Source organism: Sphingomonas sp. Root710, assembly GCF_001429065.1.
In the GTDB taxonomy this organism is placed as follows: Bacteria; Pseudomonadota; Alphaproteobacteria; order Sphingomonadales; family Sphingomonadaceae; genus Rhizorhabdus.
The window spans coordinates 1,473,500-1,490,455 of record NZ_LMIB01000001.1 but is presented as its reverse complement, the minus strand read 5'-3'; the positions used below and the strand labels follow the sequence as shown (position 1 = coordinate 1,490,455).

Here is a 16,956-nt window from a genome sequence, read left to right as displayed (position 1 = left end):
GCAAGAATCCGCAGAGTTTTGCGGTTTACAGGAAGTTTACATTGTGCGAGACTTGGCTTTATTCCGTATAAACTGCGCAACGCCGCCGCTTTTAGCGTTTTCGCGGGCGTTCTAACGTGCTCAGCACGCCGCGCATCGTTCTGATCTCCTGCGCGTTCCAACCTGGTTTCGTCAGCATGCCGCGCAGCATGCGCTTCGTCGTCGGCGTGCGGTCGGGCGGGAAAAAATATCCGGCTTCGTCGAGCAGCTGTTCGAGATGGCCGATAAGGCCGTCGAGTTCCTGCTGTGACGCGGGCGGGTCGAGGTCGACCGACGGGGGCGAGGCGAGCTTCTCGCCCTTCGACCATTCATAGGCAATTAGTATGACCGCCTGCGCGAGATTGAGGCTGCCGAACTCGGGATTGATCGGCACGGTGACGATCGTGCGGGCGACCGCGACGTCGTCGGTCTCGAGTCCCGAGCGCTCGGGACCGAACAGGATCGCCGCGCGCCCGCCGCTGGTCCGGATCTCGGCCGCGGCCTCTTCCGGGGTGACGACCGGCTTGGTGACGCCGCGCTTGCGCACCGTGGTCGCATAGACCTGGGCGCAGTCGGCGGTCGCCTCGGCGACGCTGTCATAGACCCGGGCACGCTCGAGGACGATGTCCGCGCCCGACGCGGCGGGGCCGGCGTCCGGATTGGGCCACCCGTCACGCGGGCTGACGAGCCGCAACTCGGTCAGCCCGAAATTGAGCATCGCGCGCGCCGCCTTGCCGATATTCTCGCCCAGCTGCGGGCGGACCAGAACTATTACGGGCGACAGCGCCCCTTCACTTCTCTCCTCCCGCTCATCCTGAGGAGAGGCTGAGCCTGTCGAAGCCTCGTCTCGGAGGACGTTCGAGCGTTTTGCCAAACGAGAAACCGCAGCCCAGTTGCCTTCGATAAGCGCCTGTTTCTTCAATCTGGACCAACCCTTGATTTGTCGTTCGGCGGCGAAGGCCTGATCGCGTTCCGGAAACTGTTCGGACCAGACGAGCGAGACAGGCCTGCGTTTCTGCGTGTAACCGGGCAGCGTTCCGGACACATGCTGGGCCATCCGGACATCGAGATCGTCGGTATGGCCAACGTAGAGACTGTCGTCGGCACAGCGCAGCATATAGGCCCAAAACGTCACGGGCGGTCCTTCGATACGGGTCTTCGCCTGCGCTCAGCCCCTACTCCGGATGAGCGGAGGGAGGTCGTCGAACATATGCCGATCGCGTCTTCCCCCAGCCGCTCATCCTGAGGAGCCACTGAGCTTGGCGAAGTGGCGTCTCGAAGGATCCTTCGATACGGGTCTTCGCCTGCGCTCAGCCCCTACTCAGGATGAGCGGGGGAGGGAAGAGGGGAGCGTGGGTCAAGCTATCACCTTCTTATTCCCGCTCATCCTGAGGAGCCCGTGAGCCGGGCGAAATGCTTTAAGTCGTCATATCCCCCGGACATGACTGAAGATTGCTGGGGGCAATCTTCACCTGAGCATCGTCTTGAAGGAAGGATCAGCCGTCCCGGCCCGCCTCGCTGACCGCGCCCGCAAAATCCTCGAAATCCTTGGCCTCGCGGAAGTCCTTATAGACGCTGGCAAACCGGATATAGGCGACGCTGTCGAGCGCCTTGAGCCCGTCCATAACCATGCCGCCGACCGCACTGGCCGGGATCTCGCTGTCGCCGCTGGTCTCGATCTGCCGCTGGATCGCGGTGGCAAGCCGTTCGATCCGCGCGGGATCGACCGGGCGCTTGCGGCATGCGATCTGGATCGAGCGTTCGAGCTTCGACCGGTCGAACGGCTCGCGCCGCCCTTCACTCTTCACCACCGTCATCTCGCGCAACTGGATGCGCTCGAAGGTCGTGAACCGCGCGCCGCACCCTTCGCATTGCCGCCTGCGCCGGATCGCCGCCCCATCGTCGGTGGGGCGGCTGTCCTTAACCTGGCTGTCGTCATGGGCGCAGAAGGGACAGCGCATTACGGCTTACAGCTCCGGATAGATCGGGAAGCGGTCGCACAGCGCTTCGACGCGTGCTTTCACATGTGCCTCGGTCTGGCCATTGCCTTCCGGGCCGTTCTTGGCGAGGCCGTCGAGCACGTCGGCGATCATGTCGGCGATGTCGCGGAACTCGGCGGGGCCGAAGCCGCGCGTCGTGCCGGCGGGCGAACCGACGCGGATGCCGCTGGTCTTGACCGGAGGCAGCGGATCATTGGGCACGCCATTCTTGTTGCAGGTGATGCCTGCGCGCTCGAGCGCTTCGTCGGCGTCACGGCCGGTCACGCCGATCGGGCGCAGGTCGACCAGCGCCAGATGCGTGTCGGTGCCGCCCGAGACGAGATCGGCGCCGCGCTCCTTGAGGCGGGCGGCGAGCACCTTGGCATTCTCCACCACGGCGGCGGCATAAGCCTTGAACTCGGGCTGCAGCGCTTCGCCGAACGCCACCGCCTTGGCGGCGATGACGTGCATCAGCGGGCCGCCCTGAAGCCCCGGGAACACCGCCGAGTTGATCTTCTTCGCGATCGCCTCGTCGTCGGTCATGATCATGCCGCCGCGCGGGCCGCGCAGCGTCTTGTGGGTCGTGGTGGTGACGACATGGGCGTGGCCGAACGGAGTCGGATGCACCCCGCCCGCGACCAGCCCCGCGAAATGCGCCATGTCCACCATGAACAGCGCGCCGACCTCGTCCGCGATTGCGCGGAAGCGGGCGAAGTCGATGTGGCGCGGATAGGCCGAGCCGCCGGTGATGATCAGCGTCGGCTTATGCTCGCGGGCGAGCGCCTCGACCTGATCGAAATCGATGCGGTGGTCGTCGGGGCGGACGCCATATTGGACGGCGTTATACCATTTGCCCGACAGCGCCGCCTTTGCGCCATGAGTCAGATGGCCGCCCGCATCAAGGCTGAGGCCCATGATCGTGTCGCCGGGCTTGGTCAGCGCCAGCATCACCGCGCCGTTGGCCTGCGCGCCCGAATGCGGCTGGACGTTGGCGAAGCCGCAGTTGAACATCTGCTTGGCGCGGTCAATCGCGAGCTGCTCGACGACGTCGGACGGGTGGCAGCCCTGATAATAGCGCTTGCCCGGATAGCCCTCGGCATATTTGTTGGTGAACACCGAGCCCTGCGCTTCCAGCACCGCCTTGGAGACGATGTTCTCCGACGCGATCAGCTCGATCTGCTTCTTCTCGCGGGCGATTTCCTGGGTCAGGCCGCCGAACACCGCCGGATCGGCCTCGGCCAGGCCGCGCGTGAAGAACCCGTCGGGCTGGACGTCGGACAAGGTGGCGGCGGGGTTGCTGCTCATGCGTGTTCCTTGTGGAAGCGGGGGTGGGTGAGTTTGTCGACGCGCCGGGCGTGCCGGTCGCCGCCGAACGGCGTCGCGAGGAAGGCGGTGATGCAGGCCTTGGCCTGCTCGATGCCGATCAGCCGCGCGCCCAGTGCGATGACGTTGGCGTCATTATGCTCGCGCGCCAGCGTCGCGGAGAGAACCTCGTTGACCAGTGCGCAGCGGGCAGCCGGATGGCGGTTGACCGCGATCGAGATGCCGATCCCCGATCCGCACAGCGCGACGCCCTTGGCCGCTTCGCCCGCCGCGATCGCCTCGGCGATGCGATAGCCATAATCGGGATAGTCGACCGATGCGCTACTGTCGGGGCCGAGGTCGATCACCTCATGGCCCGCCTCTCGCAGCCAGGCGACGAGCATGGCCTTGAGGTCGAAAGCGGCGTGATCGGATGCGATGGCGATGGTCTCGGCCATATCCTGTCCAGTGCTTGCGAGTCGGGTGTTGGCCGGTCTCTAGGGACGATAGCGCATTATCGCAATGGCCGCGCGCGGATCATCCGCGCCGCGCGGCCGCTTTCGCATCTTTGCGGTTGACCTCGGCGTCGATGATCTCCTTTGAAGGGTGCGGGGGCTGTTTGCGCTAAAGGAGTTGACCGATGACCATCCGCACGTCCGCCAGCCTGGCTGCCCTCATGCTGCTGGCCGCCTGCGCCCGGGGCGAGGACGCCCATCCGGTCGACAATGTCAGCGTCGCCGACAATGCCGCCGCCGCCGACGAGACGATCGACGACGTTGATCCGGTCGGCAATGGCGCGGAAGCGGCACTGCCCACCGACGCCTGGGTCGGCAAGTGGATCGGCGTCGAGGGCCTCGTCCTCGACATCCAGCCCGCGGGCGAGCGTGGCCGCTATGTATTGAGTGTGACCCTGCTCGACGGCACCAAGAGCTATGAGGGCGCCGCCGACGGCGACCTGATCCGCTTCACCCGCGACGGGCGGCCCGAGAGCATCCGCGCCGCGACCGGCGATCAGACCGGCCTCAAATGGCTCGCCGGCAAGCAGAATTGCCTGATGATCCAGCAGGGCGAAGGCTTCTGCCGCGATAATGCCGCGACCCCGCTCTCCGGTCAGTCTTGAAATAGCCCCTGTTCGGGACTAGGGGCGCGGCGATGACCAAGCCCGCCCCGCTGATGTCCGCACAGGAGTTCGCCGATCGCGCGCGCCACATCGTCGAGACGATGAAGGGCCACGCCGCGCATCGCGCGATCGATCTCCTGACCAACGACGTGCTGCGCGGCCTGGGCTATGGCGAAGGCATCGAGATTTTCGAGGCGGCGGTCGGCCACTGGCACGAGGCCGATCAGGTCTATCCCCATAGCGGCCCCTGTCCCGACTGCGAACGCGACGCCGAGGCGCGCGCGGCGGCCTGAGGTTTCTTGCAATTTGAAAGCAAGCACCGGGAAGCACGCGCGCTTCGCCGATGGCACATGATCGCATGACGATTATATGCGAAAGGTGCAGGCCATGACCCCGACGATCGACGATCCCCGCTGGCAGGCGGTGCTGACGCGCGATGCCGGCGCGGAAGGCCGCTTCGTCTATTCGGTCGCGACCACCGGCGTCTATTGCCGCCCGGCCTGCGCCGCGCGCACCCCCAATCCGCGCAACGTCGGCTTCCATGCCGGTCCCGCCGCGGCGGAGGCGGCGGGCTTTCGCCCCTGCAAGCGCTGCCGCCCCGACGAGGCCCCGCTTGCCGAGCGCCAGGCGGCGTTGATCGCCGCGGCGTGCCGGCGGATCGAAGCCGCCGAGGAGTCCTTGTCCTTAGGCGAACTCGCCGACGGGGCGGGGCTCAGCCCGCATCATTTCCACCGCCTGTTCCGCGCGGTCACCGGCCTGACCCCCAAGGGCTATGCCGATGCCGAACGCGCCCGCAAGGTGCGCGAGGCGCTGGGCCAGGGGGCGCAGGTCACCGAGGCGCTCTACGACGCCGGTTTCGGGTCGAGCGGGCGCTTCTACGCCGCCGCCGATGGTGCGCTCGGCATGGCCCCCGCCGCCTATCGCAAGGGCGGGGCGGCGATGGAGATCCGCTATGGGATCGGCCACTCCTCGCTGGGCCGCGTGCTGGCGGCGGCGAGCGATCGGGGCATATGCTCGATCATGTTCGGCGACGACGATGCCGCGCTGGTCGCCGATCTCGAACGCCGCTTCCCCAATGCCCGCACCATCGCCGCCGACGGCGATTTCGCCGAGACGCTGGCGCAGGTCGTGGCGGCGGTAGAGGAGCCGTCGCGCGGTCTCGCCCTGCCGCTCGACATTCGCGGCACCGCCTTCCAGCGCCGGGTGTGGCTGGCGTTGCAGGCGATCCCGGCCGGCGAGACGCGCAGCTATGGCGATCTCGCCGCGGCGGTCGGCGAACCGCGCGCGGCGCGCGGGGTGGCGGCAGCCTGCGCCGCCAACCGGATCGCGGTCGCCGTGCCCTGCCACCGCGTCGTCCATCGCGACGGATCGCTGTCGGGCTATCGCTGGGGCGTCGAGCGCAAGCGCACCCTGCTCGACCGCGAAGCACGGGGCTGAGCGGACTTTCAGTGACCCACTTTGTCGTCATCCCCGCGGAAGCGGGGATCCATAACCTCCGAACCGTAAGACGTTCGAGCTTCAGAGAATATGGATTCCCGCCTTCGGCAAAGCCGAAGTTTATCCTGAGCGCCTGCAAGGCAGTCGAAGGGCGGGAATGACGAAGAGAATGTTGGGCATGACAATATAGTCACATTGTCCGGATGGCTCTGACGCGCCCGGCGCGATAATCCATCCGCATGAGCCCGGTCATGTCCACGCATCTGCCGCTCCGGCATATACTCCTCGCGCTGGCGGTGGTCGTGGTGTGGGGCACCAATTTCGTGGTGATCCGCGTCGGCCTGAACGAACTGCCGCCGCTGCTCTTCGCGACGCTGCGTTTCTGTTTCGCGCTGCTGCCCGCCGCCTTCTTCATCCGGCGGCCGCAGGTGGCCTGGGCCTCGCTCGCCGCTTATGGCGTGCTGATCGGCTTCGGTCAGTTCGGGCTGGTCTACATCGCGATGAACGGGTTCATCTCGCCGGGGCTGACATCGCTGGTGGTGCAGAGCCAGGTCTTCTTCACCATCGCCCTCGCCATGGCGTTCAACGGCGAACGGGTGCGTTTCTTCCAGATTGTCGCGCTGCTGCTGGCGACGATCGGCATCGGCATCATCATCGAACATGGCGACAGCAGCGCGACCCCGCTCGGCCTGATCCTCGTGCTGATCGCGGCGGCAAGCTGGGGCGCGGGCAACCATGTCGCCAAGGCGAGCGGGGTGACGAACATGCTCGGCTTCGTCGTCTGGGCCAGCCTCTTCTCGATCCCGCCTTTGTTCGCCGGCGCGCTGATCATGGAGGGATGGCCCGCGATCGCAGCCGCGCTGGCACACGCCGGGCCGAAGGCCTGGGCGGCGGTGCTATGGCAATCGGTCGGTAACACCCTGTTCGGCTATGTCGCCTGGGGCTGGCTGCTCGCGCGTCATCCGGCGGCGGTGATCACGCCGATGGCGATGCTGGTGCCGATCTTCGGCATGGGCGCGTCGGCGCTGCTGCTGGGGGAAAGCCTGCCGATGTGGAAGCTCGGCGCGGCGGCGCTGGTGATCGGCGGTCTGGCGCTCAACGTGCTGTGGCCCCTCGCGGCGCGGCTCCCCGGCTATCCATGGCGGCGGGGTGCGGCGAGCTAAGCTATACGCTTAAGCAATTGGGGCGACGCTTGAAGCGCCGCCCCATAATGGCATCGTTAGGGCCTGATCGCGTCGTGCGGCAAATGTGGCGCCGCATCCTCGCCATGGCGGGTCTTCCATAGCGAGAACAGCACGCCGCCGGCTATCAACGCCGCAGTGACACCAAGGCTGAGGACCGGCGGGAACTTGCCGCCATCCAGTACGAAGTCCGACACGAAAATCTTCGACCCGATGAACACGAGCACCGCCGCCAGCGCATATTTGAGATAGTAGAAGCGGTGAATCATCGCCGAGAGTGCGAAATAGAGCGCACGCAGGCCGAGGATCGCCATGATGTTGCTGGTGTAGACGATGAAGGTGTCGGTGGTGATCGCGAAGATCGCCGGCACGCTGTCGACCGCGAAGACGAGGTCGGCGAGATTGATCACGACCAGCGCCAGAAACAGCGGTGTCGCCGCGCGCACCAGCTTGCCGGTCTTTTCGTCCGGCATTTTCACGAAGAACTTCTGGGCGTGGAGATCCGGCGTTACGCGCATGTGGCCGCTGATCCAGCGCACGACAGGGTTGTTCGCGATGTCGGGATTGTGGTCGCCCGCGAAGAACATCTTCACGCCGGTGAAAATCAGGAAGGCGGCGAAGATGTAGAGCACCCAATAGGCCTGCTCGACCAGCGCGGCGCCCCCGGCGATCATCAGGCCGCGCAAAACGATCACGCCGATGATGCCCCACAGCAGCGCCCGGTACTGGTATTTCGCGGGAATCGCGAAGAAGCTGAAGATCAGGCTGATCACGAAGACATTGTCGATCGACAGCGCCTTTTCGATGAAGAAGCCGGTATAATATTGCATGCCGAGCGTCGCGCCGCGCTCGATCCAGATCCAGGCGCCGAACGCCATCGCGATCACAATATAGAAGGCGGTGAGCTTTAGGCTCTCGCCGATGCCCATCTCGCGGTCCTCCTTGTGGAGGAAGCCGAGGTCGAAGGCGGTGAGCGCGGCGACGAGACCCGCGAACGCCAGCCAGAACCAGACGGGTGTGCCGAGTAGGTCGGCAGTGAGAAATTCCATGAAGCTGCTCCCATGCTAACAGCGAAGGCGGAGGCGCCGAAGCGCCCCCGCCAGTTGTCAGGCGCTGGTTGCCCGCCGGCCCATCGCCGCAGCGAGCCGGTCCTTCACCGCGAGCTTCATTTTCTTGAGTTTCAGGATTTCCAGCGGATCGATCCACCGCCGCTGCCGCGCTTCGCTGAGCAGGCGGTCGAGCTTCTGGTGGTGTTCCATCAACCGGAACAAACGGTCAGACATATGTCGTCACTCCCTAATCGAACGAGTTGGTTCGATCGGACGGAGCCGACGGGGCCTAAGGTGAGACAAGTAACCCGGGCCAGCATCGGCAACATCCGATGCGGTCCGACATCACGCGCGCATTGCCCTTAGGGCCGATGCGACGCGCCAGAGGGGCCCGGTCCGCAGTCGCTACATGGTGTCGATGCAGAATGGGTTCAATGGGTCGAGGGCAAAATAAAGCGACCCCAGTCGCGGCGCTATAAATCCGCTGCGTTCGGGTAGGGCAAAATGCCGAAGGTCTGCTGCACAGCCCCATTTCGGAACATTGTGGATCGATGCGGATCAGGTGACAGCTGTCTACCCAAAATCCGCCAGAGGTATAGATTGGCGTGATGGTTTTACGCACTAGCGTTCTTTCGATGCTGCTCCTCGCAATGCTTGTTGGATGCAGCCCTGATCCCATGCCGCCGGAGGCGGCTCTTCGCCATTGCATGATATTGCAGGCCCGGAAGTTGGCCAAGGATAAGGGCCGCCGACCGACCTTCGATGAAGCGAAGGGGTTTGCGAGGAGCTGTGATGTTTTGAAGGTGAGGCCTGCGGAGGTGAACACGTTGGCCTGTGCATTCAGTCAACAATGGAGCAGGTGTGGCAGGCCCTTTCCAATTGATTGACTGGGATGGAAGCTAACCACCCCATTCCAGCCATTAAGATATACGGCTGAAACCTGAGGCGCCGGAACAGCCTCGCCCCACCCTAGGGCCGGTAATGATTATAATCGCGCGTATACCAGGTGCTCAGCGTCACGCGGTCGGCGCCGATCACCTCGTTGACCCCATGGGTGGCGCGTTCGTCGCTGGGATAGAAGACCACCGATCCGGTCTTCGGCCGGCTCAGATAATAGTCGCCATGCTCGTTCCTGATGAAGGTCTCGCCGCCCGAATAATCGTCGTTGCAATAGGTGACCGCTGAATAATGGCGGCATTTCAGCGTGTCGCCGTCATGCGCATAGCCGTCGTCCTTATGCTCGGCCATCTTCTTGCCCGGCCGCCACAGCACCAGGTCGGTGAAATGCGGGAACACCACCTGGCGGAAGGACAGGCAGATGAACTGGCTGACCATGATCCGGTAGGCGCCCACCAGTCTGCGCAGCTCCGCGTCGTCCCAGCGCTCGTAGGAAAAGGTGTCGCTGTCGTGCCAGGGCAGTTTGGACCCGTCGATATCCTCGGCGGCGCGCGCGGTGCGGCCGCGGATCAGCGCGCAGAGCCGGGCGCAGAGATCGGGATGCAATGCGCCGTCGAAACGATGGATCAGCGCGGAGCCGGTCTCCACTTTCTGTACCAAGGTTCGCCTCCGCGATGCTGCCCGGCTTCGACGCATAGATCGGCGCTCGGGGCGGAGGCAAGCTTGACTCCGGCAGCGCGGAGGAGTGATAAGAACAAAATAGGAACATATGAACGAGTCGCGGAGCATATTGGCCGCCCTGAGATCGCGGATCGGCGCGATCGAGGGGCCGAGGCCGTCGGAGACGGTGCTGTTCTCGCTGGGCAGCGCGGCGCTCGACGCGCAGCTGGGCGGCGGCTTGCCGCGCGGGCGGCTGCATGAACTGTTCGCCGCCGAGCCCGATGACCGCGCAGCGCTGGCCGGGACCGGGCTGATGCTGGCGATGCGGCTGGGCGCAGGCCCCTTGCTCTGGCTGCGCCAGGATAGCGGGGTGCGCGCGGGCGGCATGCTCTACGGGCCGGGTCTCGCCGATCTCGGTTTCGATCCGGCGCGGCTTATCGAGATCGTCGCACCCGACGAGGCGGCGCTGCTGCGCGCGGCGGGGGATGCGGTGCGCTGTCCCCAGGTCGCGGCGGTGCTCATCGAGCCGTGGAAGGCGGCGCGCGGCTTCGACCTGACGGTGAGCCGCCGCCTTGCCGTCGCGGCGGAGAAATCGGGCGTCACCGTGCTGCTGCTGCGCGCCGAAGCCGATCCGATTCCCAGCGCCGCCTATAGCCGCTGGCGGGTCCGCGCGCTCGCGTCGGCGGCGCTGGAAGCGGGGGCGCCCGGCCATCCGGCGATCGATGTGGAATTGCTGCGGCATCGCGGGGGGCTTGCCGGGGTGCGCGCCTGTCTGGAGTGGAACCGTGACGAGCATGTCTTCCGGGACGCGGCGCTACCTGGCGCTGTGCTTCCCCTTTCTGGGCCCCGACCGGCTGGCGCGGGCGATCCGGATGGGGGAGGAGCGGCCCGGCTTCACGCCTGACGATCCCTTCGCGCTGGTCGAGAAGGTGAAGGGAGCGATCCGGCTGGCCGCGGTCAACCGCGTCGCGCTGGGGCTCGGTCTCGCGCCGGGGCTCAGCCTCGCCGATGCGCGCGCGCGCTTTCCCGGCATCGGGGTCGCCGATCTCGATCCCCGCGCCGACGCCGCCTGGCTCGAACGCATCGCCGATGGCTGCGACCGCTATACCCCGATGGTCGCGCTCGATCCGCCTGACGGGCTGATCCTCGACATCAGCGGCTGCGCGCATCTGTTCGGCGGCGAGGCGGGGCTGCGCGACGATCTTCTCGTGCGGCTGAAGCGGCTCGGCATGGAGGTGCGCAGCGCGCTCGCCGACACCCCCGACGCCGCGCATGCGCTGGCGCGCCATGCTGCGCAGACCCTGGAGATGCTGCCAGTCGAGGCGCTCGAACTCGACGGCGAGGAAACGGTCGGCCTGCGCCGGGCGGGACTCAAGCGGATCGGCGATCTCGAGGCGCGGCCATCGCAAGTGATTGCGGCGCGCTTTGGCGAGGCGGCATCCGACCGGCTCGACCGGATCGCGCGGGGCCGCGACATCCGCATCACCGCCCGGCGGCCCGAACCGGCGCTGTTCCTCGAACGGCGCTTCGCCGAACCGATCGGTCGGACCGAGGATGCGCTTGCCGCGATCGGCCAGCTCGTCGAGGCGGCGGCCCGGCGGATGGAGGAGGCGCATCGCGGCGGACGCCGCTTCGAGGCGCAGCTGTTCCGCACCGATGGTCTGGTGCGCAGCCTCCGGATCGAGACCGGCTTGCCGGTGCGCGACGTCGCCCTGGTGATGCGCCTCTTCAACGAGCGGCTCGACGCGCTCGCTGATCCGATCGATCCGGGTTTCGGCTTCGATCTGGTGCGGCTGTCGGTGCCGCGCTTCGAAGCCTTGTCGCCGCTCCAGCTTCCGCTCGAAGGCGGCGCGGTGGCCGAGGGCGAACTCGCCCAGCTGCTCGACCGGCTGTCGACCCGGCTCGGCCGCAATCGTGTGCGGCGGCTTGGCCCGCAGGACAGCCATATCCCTGAACAGGCCTGTTTCGCCTTTCCCGCGGTCGAGGCGGGCTCCATGGGGGATTGGTCGCAGCCCGAACCCGAAGAGCCGCCGCTGCGCCCGACCCATTTGTTCGATCCGCCCCAGCCGATCGAGGTGGTGGCGGGCGTCCCTGATGGCCCGCCGCAGCGCTTCCGCTGGCGGCGCGAGCTGCATGAGGTGACGCTGGCGGAAGGGCCCGAGCGGATCGGCGCGCTGTGGTGGAAGCGCGCCGACAATGGCGGGGTGGCGCGCGACTATTACCGGGTGGAGGACCGCCATGGCCGCCGCTTCTGGCTGTTCCGGCACGGCCTCTACGGCCGCGAGGCGAAGCCCGTCTGGTACATCCACGGGTTGTTCGCATGAGCGGGGCGCAACCCTTTGCGGAAATGGTCGCCGCGACCAATTACAGCTTCCTGCGCGGCGCGTCGCCGGCCGAGGACATGGTCGCGGCGGCGCTCGCGGCGGGCCATGCGGGCATGGGCATCGCCGACCGCAACACGGTGGCGGGCGTGGTCCGCGCCTGGAAGGCTCTGCGCGACGCGCGGGAGAAGGCGCGCGAGGAGGGGCATCCCGATTTCCCCTTCAAGCTGGTCAGCGGTACGCGGCTCGTCTTCGCGGACGGCACCCCCGACATCGTCGCCTATCCCGCGACCCGCCGGGGCTGGGGGCGGCTGACCCGGCTGCTGACCGTCGGCAACCGCCGCGCGGTCAAGGGCGACTGCATCCTGCTGATCGACGATCTGCTCGCCCATCTCGACGATCTGCTGCTGATCGTGATGCCGGGGGAAGGCGGGCTGGTGCTGGGCGAGGAAGGCGCGCGCTTCCACCCCGACTGGCATGGTCCGTTGCAAAAAACACAAAAAACGAGCGAACGACCCCATGCACCCGGGAATGACGCGACTTTCCCTGTATCATCCCATCCCATCCAGCCACCTTTTTCGTCATTCCCGCGAAAGCGGGAATCCATGGATGGCGTCCGGTTGAGCAATGCATGTTCTGTGACCGTTGATTCCCGCTTTCGCGGGAATGACGGAAGAGATGGGGCGAACGCTGATTGCGTAAAGGTACAGCCAAAGCTGGGATCAGTTTCTCTTGTCACGATCGATGGTGTCCGGGTCGAAGAGGCGCCGGAAGCCGAAACAGACCTTCGCCGCGATAACGTGCTGAGGAAAACGCTCTCCACCCTCACCCGAGTCGCCCCGAACCGCGTCTGGCTGGGCCTCACCATGCCCTATGCGGGCCGCGATCGCCGCCGCCGGGTGAAGCTGGCGCGGATCGCCGCCGACCTTTCGGTCCCGCTGATCGCCACCAACGACGCGCTCTACGCGACCGCCGAGCAGCGCCCGCTTCATGATGTCGTCACCTGCATCCGCCTGGGGCTGAAGATCGAGGGGGCAGGCACGAGGCTGGCGGCCAATGCCGAACGCCATCTCAAGCCGGTCGAGGAGATGGCGCGGCTGTTCGCCGACTATCCCCGGGCGCTCGCGGAAACCACTCGGCTGCTCGACCGGATCGGCTTCGACCTGGGCGACCTGCGCTATGAATATCCGCACGAGCCGGTGCCCGAAGGCTGGACCCCGCAAGGCTGGCTCGAACATCTCGTCCGGGAAGGGATAGGCTGGCGCTATGGCGCAAATCCTGGCCGCAAAGTGTTCGACCTGGTCGAGACCGAGCTCAAGCTCGTCCGCCAGGCGCGCTATGCTTATTATTTCCTGACCGTCCACGATGTCGTCAAGGAAGCGCGCCGGCTGAAGATCCTCTGCCAGGGGCGGGGGTCGGCGGCCAATTCGGTGATCTGCTACGTGCTGGGCATTACCGAGGTCGATCCGGTCGCCAACAGGCTGCTCTTCTCGCGCTTCATCTCCGAGGACCGCAACGAGCCCCCCGACATCGACGTCGATTTCGAGCACGAACGGCGCGAGGAGGTGATGCAATATGTCTATCGCCGCTATGGTCGCCACCGCGCCGGGATCGCCGCCACCGTCATCCATTACCGGCCGCGCAGCGCGGTGCGCGAGATCGCCAAGGTACTGGGGCTCAGCGAGGATGTCGCGACCCGGCTGACCTCGACGATCTGGGGCAGCTTCTCGTCGCAGATGGAGGAGAAGCGCTTCGGGGAGACCGGCTTCGATATCGGCAATGTCGAGATCGGCCGTCTCAACCTGCTGGTCGGCCAATTGCTGACCTTCCCGCGCCACCTGTCGCAGCATGTCGGCGGTTTCGTGCTGACCGAGGACCGGCTCGACGAGACCGTGCCGATCCACAATGGCGCGATGGAGGGGCGCACCTTCATCGAATGGGACAAGGACGATATCGACGCCCTCAAGCTGATGAAGGTCGATATCCTGGCGCTCGGTATGCTGACCTGCATCCGCAAGGCCTTCGCCCTGATCGAGACGCATATTGGCAAGCAGTACACGCTGGCGACCATCGAGCCCGACCAGCCCGACGTCTACGACATGCTCTGCAAGGGCGACAGCATCGGCGTCTTCCAGGTCGAGAGCCGCGCCCAGATCAACATGCTGCCGAGGATGCGCCCTCGCGAGCTTTACGATCTCGTCATCCAGGTCGCGATCGTCCGGCCGGGGCCGATCCAGGGCGGCATGGTCCATCCTTATCTGCGGCGGCGGCAGAAGATTGAGAAGGTCGTCTATCCGTCGCCCGCCTCACCGCATGACCCGAACGAACTGCGCGACGTGCTCGGCAAGACGCTGGGCGTGCCGCTGTTCCAGGAACAGGCGATGAAGCTGGCGATCGTCGCGGCGGAGTTTACGGATGCCGACGCCAACCGCCTGCGCCGTGCAATGGCCACCTTCCGTAATGTCGGCACCATGCCGCAATTTGAGATAAAGATGGTCGAGGGTATGGTTCGCCGCGGATATCCGCGCGATTTCGCCGAATCCTGCTTCAAGCAAATCCAAGGCTTCGGCAGTTATGGCTTTCCCGAAAGCCACGCCCAGTCCTTCGCGCTGCTCGTCTATGCCTCCTCCTATATCAAGTGCCGCTATCCGGCGGTGTTCGCCTGCGCCCTGCTCAATTCGCAGCCGATGGGCTTCTATGCTCCCGCCCAGATCGTCCGCGACGCGCGCGAACATGGCGTCAAGGTCCGCGCGATCGACATCAACCGCGGCGGTTGGGACAATAGTCTCGAAGACGCCGTCCGATCCTCTTCCTCGTCATTCCCGCGAAAGCGGGAATCCATGGACGGCGGCGCGAGGAACCTCTTGCGAACCGTAACCGTGGATTCCCGCTTTCGCGGGAATGACGGAAAAGGGGAGGCCTCCTCCCAACTGGCTCTCCGCATCGGCTTTCGCCAGATCGATGGCTTTCGCGAAGCCTGGGCCGAGGCGATCGTTTCGGCGCGCGGGCAGGGGCGCTTCACCAGCATTGAGGATGTCGCACGCCGGGCCAATCTGCCGCGCCGCGCGCTCCGCCTGCTCGCCGACGCCGACGCCTTCCGTTCGCTGGGGCTCGACCGGCGGACCGCGCTGTGGGAAGCGCGGCGAACCCCCGATGGCGAGCTCCCTCTGTTCGCCGCCGCGCGAGCGCGCGAGCTGGGCGAGGAGCCCGATGCGCTGCTCCCCGCCATGCCGCTGTCCGAGCATGTCGTCGCCGATTACCAGCTCACCCGCCTGTCGCTCAAAGGCCATCCGATGCAGTTCCTGCGCGAGAGCTTCCGGCGCGAAGGGGTGCTGAGCTGCGCCGAGGTGGCGAGCGGCCGCAACGGGCGGCGCGCCAAGGTGGCCGGGGTCGTCCTCGTCCGTCAGCGGCCCGGCGAGGGCAAGGCGATCTTCATCACGCTGGAGGACGAGACCGGCATCACCAACGTCCTGCTCTGGGCACGGACCTTCGAGGCGCAGCGGCGGCAGGTGATGGCGTCGCGGCTGATGGTAGTGGAGGGCGAGATTCAGAAGAGCCCCGAGGGGGTGGTGCACCTGATGGGCGCGACCGTCCACGACCGGACCGCCGAACTCGACCGGTTGTCCGAGGACCATCGCGCCGAGATCGAATTGTCGCGCGCCGACGTGTTCGAACATCCGCAAATGCCGCGCCATCACGTCCCGCGCGGCAGCCATCCGCGCGATGTCCGCATCCTGCCCAAGTCACGCGACTTTCATTGAGCGGAGGCGGCATTCCTGGTGCCTGGAACAGGCGGAGTGACCGGCGGCGGGGGAAGCAGCCGCGTCTCGAACACATCGCCCGCCGGCAGGCCCGCGCGCAGTTCGGCGGGGTTCTGCAGCCAGCGCAGCGCCGCCTTGTCGCCGTCGAGCATCGCCCGCCAGAAGGCAACGCTGATCGCGATCACGGTGTTTCGGATGTGCACCGGCGGTTCGCCGTTGAGCATCGTCGGAAAGAGCTGCCCGGCCAGCATCTCGTGCGTCGCGCCGTTGAGCACGAGCAGATATTTGTCGCCCGGCGGCATCATCCGGAACGGCTCCTGGCGCTGGAGCGCGGTGACCGGATACACCGTCGGCACCGCATCTTCGGTGCCGGTGATCGACAGAAACGGAATGCGGATCCGGGAGAAGGCCTCGGCGGGGGAGCCGATCAGCGGCGGCGACGGGCTGAACCCGATCGCGGCGCGGACGCGCGGGTCGCTCAGCGGCGGCTCGAGCACGAAGGGGAAGCGCTGGCCCGCGATCGCCTGCACCGTCTGCGCGCCGAAGCTGTGCCCCGCCATGCCGATGCGTCTGGTGTCGATCCGCGCCAGATCGCATTTGCCCTCGACGACGCGCCGCCCCAGTTCGCCGATCACGAACTGGATGTCGCCGGCGCGCGCGATCAGCTGATCTCCGCCCAGCGCCGAGCGGAAGCCGGGCTTGCCGAAGATCGCGCTGTCGCTGCCCGGATGCTGGACGTTGACCACCGCGAAGCCCGCCTCGGCCCAGCTGTGCGCCCAGATCGTCCCGGCGTCGAGCGAGCCGCCGAGACCATGGCTGTACAGTACGACCGCCACCTTGCCGCTGCCCGCCGGTATGCGAATCCGAACCGGAACCGTGCGGCGATGCACCGGATCGAGCCACGCGGCGTCGCAGAGCGTGACCGGAACGGCAGCCGCCGCGGGCAGGGACAGGCAGAACAGGCTCGCCACGAGCCACAACAACAAGCGCATAGCCTCCTGATAATGCAGGACGGGCCCGATCGAAAGTGTTGAGGAGGCGTAACGCAGTGCGGCATATATGCAACGTCATCAGGGTAAATGACGTAGGAGCGATCGGGAGTTTCCACCAAGGGTCTAGGATATTGCAGCGCCGAAGGCGCCTTTGTAACAATAGTGTCAATAAAGCTCAGCATGGCTGCAACAGCCAGCAGGCAGGGAGATACCCTGCCGTCCAGCTTTGACAAAAACCA

At 66.2% G+C, this 16,956-nt stretch carries 15 protein-coding genes; 7 read left to right on the top strand and 8 right to left on the bottom strand.

Annotated elements, in window-relative coordinates:
- Positions 1 to 91 precede the first annotated feature (91 nt).
- The 4 genes from ASE00_RS06975 to rpiB all read right to left on the bottom strand — a co-directional run bounded on the left by ASE00_RS06975 (position 92) and on the right by rpiB (position 3,757).
- A complete protein-coding gene (locus ASE00_RS06975; RefSeq protein ID WP_082594498.1) occupies positions 92 to 1,153 on the bottom strand; it encodes a TrmJ/YjtD family RNA methyltransferase in 1,062 nt (353 codons plus the stop codon).
- Positions 1,154 to 1,514: 361 nt separating this feature from the next.
- Positions 1,515 to 1,979: a transcriptional regulator NrdR gene (gene nrdR, locus ASE00_RS06970; protein WP_056378471.1), complete on the bottom strand. Its 465-nt coding sequence runs from the start codon at positions 1,977 to 1,979 to the stop codon at positions 1,515 to 1,517.
- Positions 1,980 to 1,985: 6 nt separating this feature from the next.
- Positions 1,986 to 3,302, bottom strand: coding sequence for a serine hydroxymethyltransferase (gene glyA / locus ASE00_RS06965; RefSeq protein ID WP_056378469.1), 1,317 nt, complete (start codon positions 3,300 to 3,302; stop codon positions 1,986 to 1,988).
- Positions 3,299 to 3,757, bottom strand: a complete 459-nt coding sequence (gene rpiB / locus ASE00_RS06960; protein ID WP_056378467.1) for a ribose 5-phosphate isomerase B — start codon at positions 3,755 to 3,757, stop codon at positions 3,299 to 3,301. The genes glyA and rpiB overlap by 4 nt, the downstream gene beginning before the upstream one ends.
- Before the next feature lie 182 nt (positions 3,758 to 3,939).
- Here rpiB and ASE00_RS06955 point away from each other — a divergent pair, with 182 nt between their 5' ends.
- The 4 genes from ASE00_RS06955 (at position 3,940) to ASE00_RS06940 (ending at position 7,019) form a co-directional block, all read left to right on the top strand.
- A complete protein-coding gene (locus ASE00_RS06955) occupies positions 3,940 to 4,419 on the top strand; it encodes a hypothetical protein (protein ID WP_056378464.1) in 480 nt (159 codons plus the stop codon).
- A 32-nt stretch (positions 4,420 to 4,451) separates the two neighbouring features.
- Positions 4,452 to 4,712 (top strand): hypothetical protein, encoded by a 261-nt coding sequence (locus tag ASE00_RS06950; protein WP_056378462.1) that lies wholly within the window; start codon positions 4,452 to 4,454, stop codon positions 4,710 to 4,712.
- Positions 4,713 to 4,806: 94 nt separating this feature from the next.
- A complete protein-coding gene (gene ada, locus ASE00_RS06945) occupies positions 4,807 to 5,856 on the top strand; it encodes a bifunctional DNA-binding transcriptional regulator/O6-methylguanine-DNA methyltransferase Ada (protein ID WP_156405300.1) in 1,050 nt (349 codons plus the stop codon).
- Between the two features lie 251 nt (positions 5,857 to 6,107).
- Positions 6,108 to 7,019 (top strand): EamA family transporter, encoded by a 912-nt coding sequence (locus tag ASE00_RS06940; RefSeq protein ID WP_235538560.1) that lies wholly within the window; start codon positions 6,108 to 6,110, stop codon positions 7,017 to 7,019.
- 56 nt (positions 7,020 to 7,075) lie between these two features.
- Here ASE00_RS06940 and ASE00_RS06935 read toward each other — a convergent pair whose 3' ends face one another.
- The 3 genes from ASE00_RS06935 to ASE00_RS06930 form a co-directional block, all read right to left on the bottom strand.
- Positions 7,076 to 8,086 (bottom strand): TerC family protein, encoded by a 1,011-nt coding sequence (locus ASE00_RS06935; RefSeq protein WP_056378456.1) that lies wholly within the window; start codon positions 8,084 to 8,086, stop codon positions 7,076 to 7,078.
- A gap of 57 nt (positions 8,087 to 8,143) precedes the next feature.
- A complete protein-coding gene (locus ASE00_RS22835; RefSeq protein WP_082594497.1) occupies positions 8,144 to 8,320 on the bottom strand; it encodes a DUF465 domain-containing protein in 177 nt (58 codons plus the stop codon).
- A 735-nt stretch (positions 8,321 to 9,055) separates the two neighbouring features.
- Entirely contained in the window at positions 9,056 to 9,643 is a 588-nt protein-coding gene (locus ASE00_RS06930; RefSeq protein WP_235538559.1) for a 2OG-Fe(II) oxygenase, read from the bottom strand.
- Between the two features lie 109 nt (positions 9,644 to 9,752).
- Here ASE00_RS06930 and ASE00_RS06925 point away from each other — a divergent pair, with 109 nt between their 5' ends.
- The 3 genes from ASE00_RS06925 to ASE00_RS06915 are packed head-to-tail and all read left to right on the top strand — an operon-like array spanning position 9,753 to position 15,725.
- Positions 9,753 to 10,547: an ImuA family protein gene (locus ASE00_RS06925; RefSeq protein WP_056378452.1), complete on the top strand. Its 795-nt coding sequence runs from the start codon at positions 9,753 to 9,755 to the stop codon at positions 10,545 to 10,547.
- Entirely contained in the window at positions 10,438 to 11,967 is a 1,530-nt protein-coding gene (locus ASE00_RS06920; RefSeq protein WP_082594496.1) for a Y-family DNA polymerase, read from the top strand. The genes ASE00_RS06925 and ASE00_RS06920 overlap by 110 nt, the downstream gene beginning before the upstream one ends.
- On the top strand, positions 11,964 to 15,725 hold the full coding sequence (locus tag ASE00_RS06915) for an error-prone DNA polymerase (protein WP_056378448.1): 3,762 nt from the start codon (positions 11,964 to 11,966) through the stop codon (positions 15,723 to 15,725). The genes ASE00_RS06920 and ASE00_RS06915 overlap by 4 nt, the downstream gene beginning before the upstream one ends.
- Here ASE00_RS06915 and ASE00_RS06910 read toward each other — a convergent pair.
- Positions 15,719 to 16,717: an alpha/beta hydrolase family protein gene (locus ASE00_RS06910; protein ID WP_235538558.1), complete on the bottom strand. Its 999-nt coding sequence runs from the start codon at positions 16,715 to 16,717 to the stop codon at positions 15,719 to 15,721. The genes ASE00_RS06915 and ASE00_RS06910 overlap by 7 nt on opposite strands.
- Positions 16,718 to 16,956 lie beyond the last annotated feature (239 nt).

Coding starts and splice junctions, on each gene's coding strand:
- ASE00_RS06940 (WP_235538560.1), top strand. CDS start 6,108: ATGTCCACGCATCTGCCGCTCCGGCATATACTCCTCGCGCTGGCGGTG.
- ASE00_RS06910 (WP_235538558.1), bottom strand. CDS start 16,717: ATGCGCTTGTTGTTGTGGCTCGTGGCGAGCCTGTTCTGCCTGTCCCTG.
- ASE00_RS06950 (WP_056378462.1), top strand. CDS start 4,452: ATGACCAAGCCCGCCCCGCTGATGTCCGCACAGGAGTTCGCCGATCGC.
- ASE00_RS06935 (WP_056378456.1), bottom strand. CDS start 8,086: ATGGAATTTCTCACTGCCGACCTACTCGGCACACCCGTCTGGTTCTGG.
- ASE00_RS06920 (WP_082594496.1), top strand. CDS start 10,438: ATGTCTTCCGGGACGCGGCGCTACCTGGCGCTGTGCTTCCCCTTTCTG.
- ASE00_RS06955 (WP_056378464.1), top strand. CDS start 3,940: ATGACCATCCGCACGTCCGCCAGCCTGGCTGCCCTCATGCTGCTGGCC.
- glyA (WP_056378469.1), bottom strand. CDS start 3,302: ATGAGCAGCAACCCCGCCGCCACCTTGTCCGACGTCCAGCCCGACGGG.
- ASE00_RS06925 (WP_056378452.1), top strand. CDS start 9,753: ATGAACGAGTCGCGGAGCATATTGGCCGCCCTGAGATCGCGGATCGGC.
- ada (WP_156405300.1), top strand. CDS start 4,807: ATGACCCCGACGATCGACGATCCCCGCTGGCAGGCGGTGCTGACGCGC.
- rpiB (WP_056378467.1), bottom strand. CDS start 3,757: ATGGCCGAGACCATCGCCATCGCATCCGATCACGCCGCTTTCGACCTC.
- ASE00_RS22835 (WP_082594497.1), bottom strand. CDS start 8,320: ATGTCTGACCGTTTGTTCCGGTTGATGGAACACCACCAGAAGCTCGAC.
- nrdR (WP_056378471.1), bottom strand. CDS start 1,979: ATGCGCTGTCCCTTCTGCGCCCATGACGACAGCCAGGTTAAGGACAGC.
- ASE00_RS06915 (WP_056378448.1), top strand. CDS start 11,964: ATGAGCGGGGCGCAACCCTTTGCGGAAATGGTCGCCGCGACCAATTAC.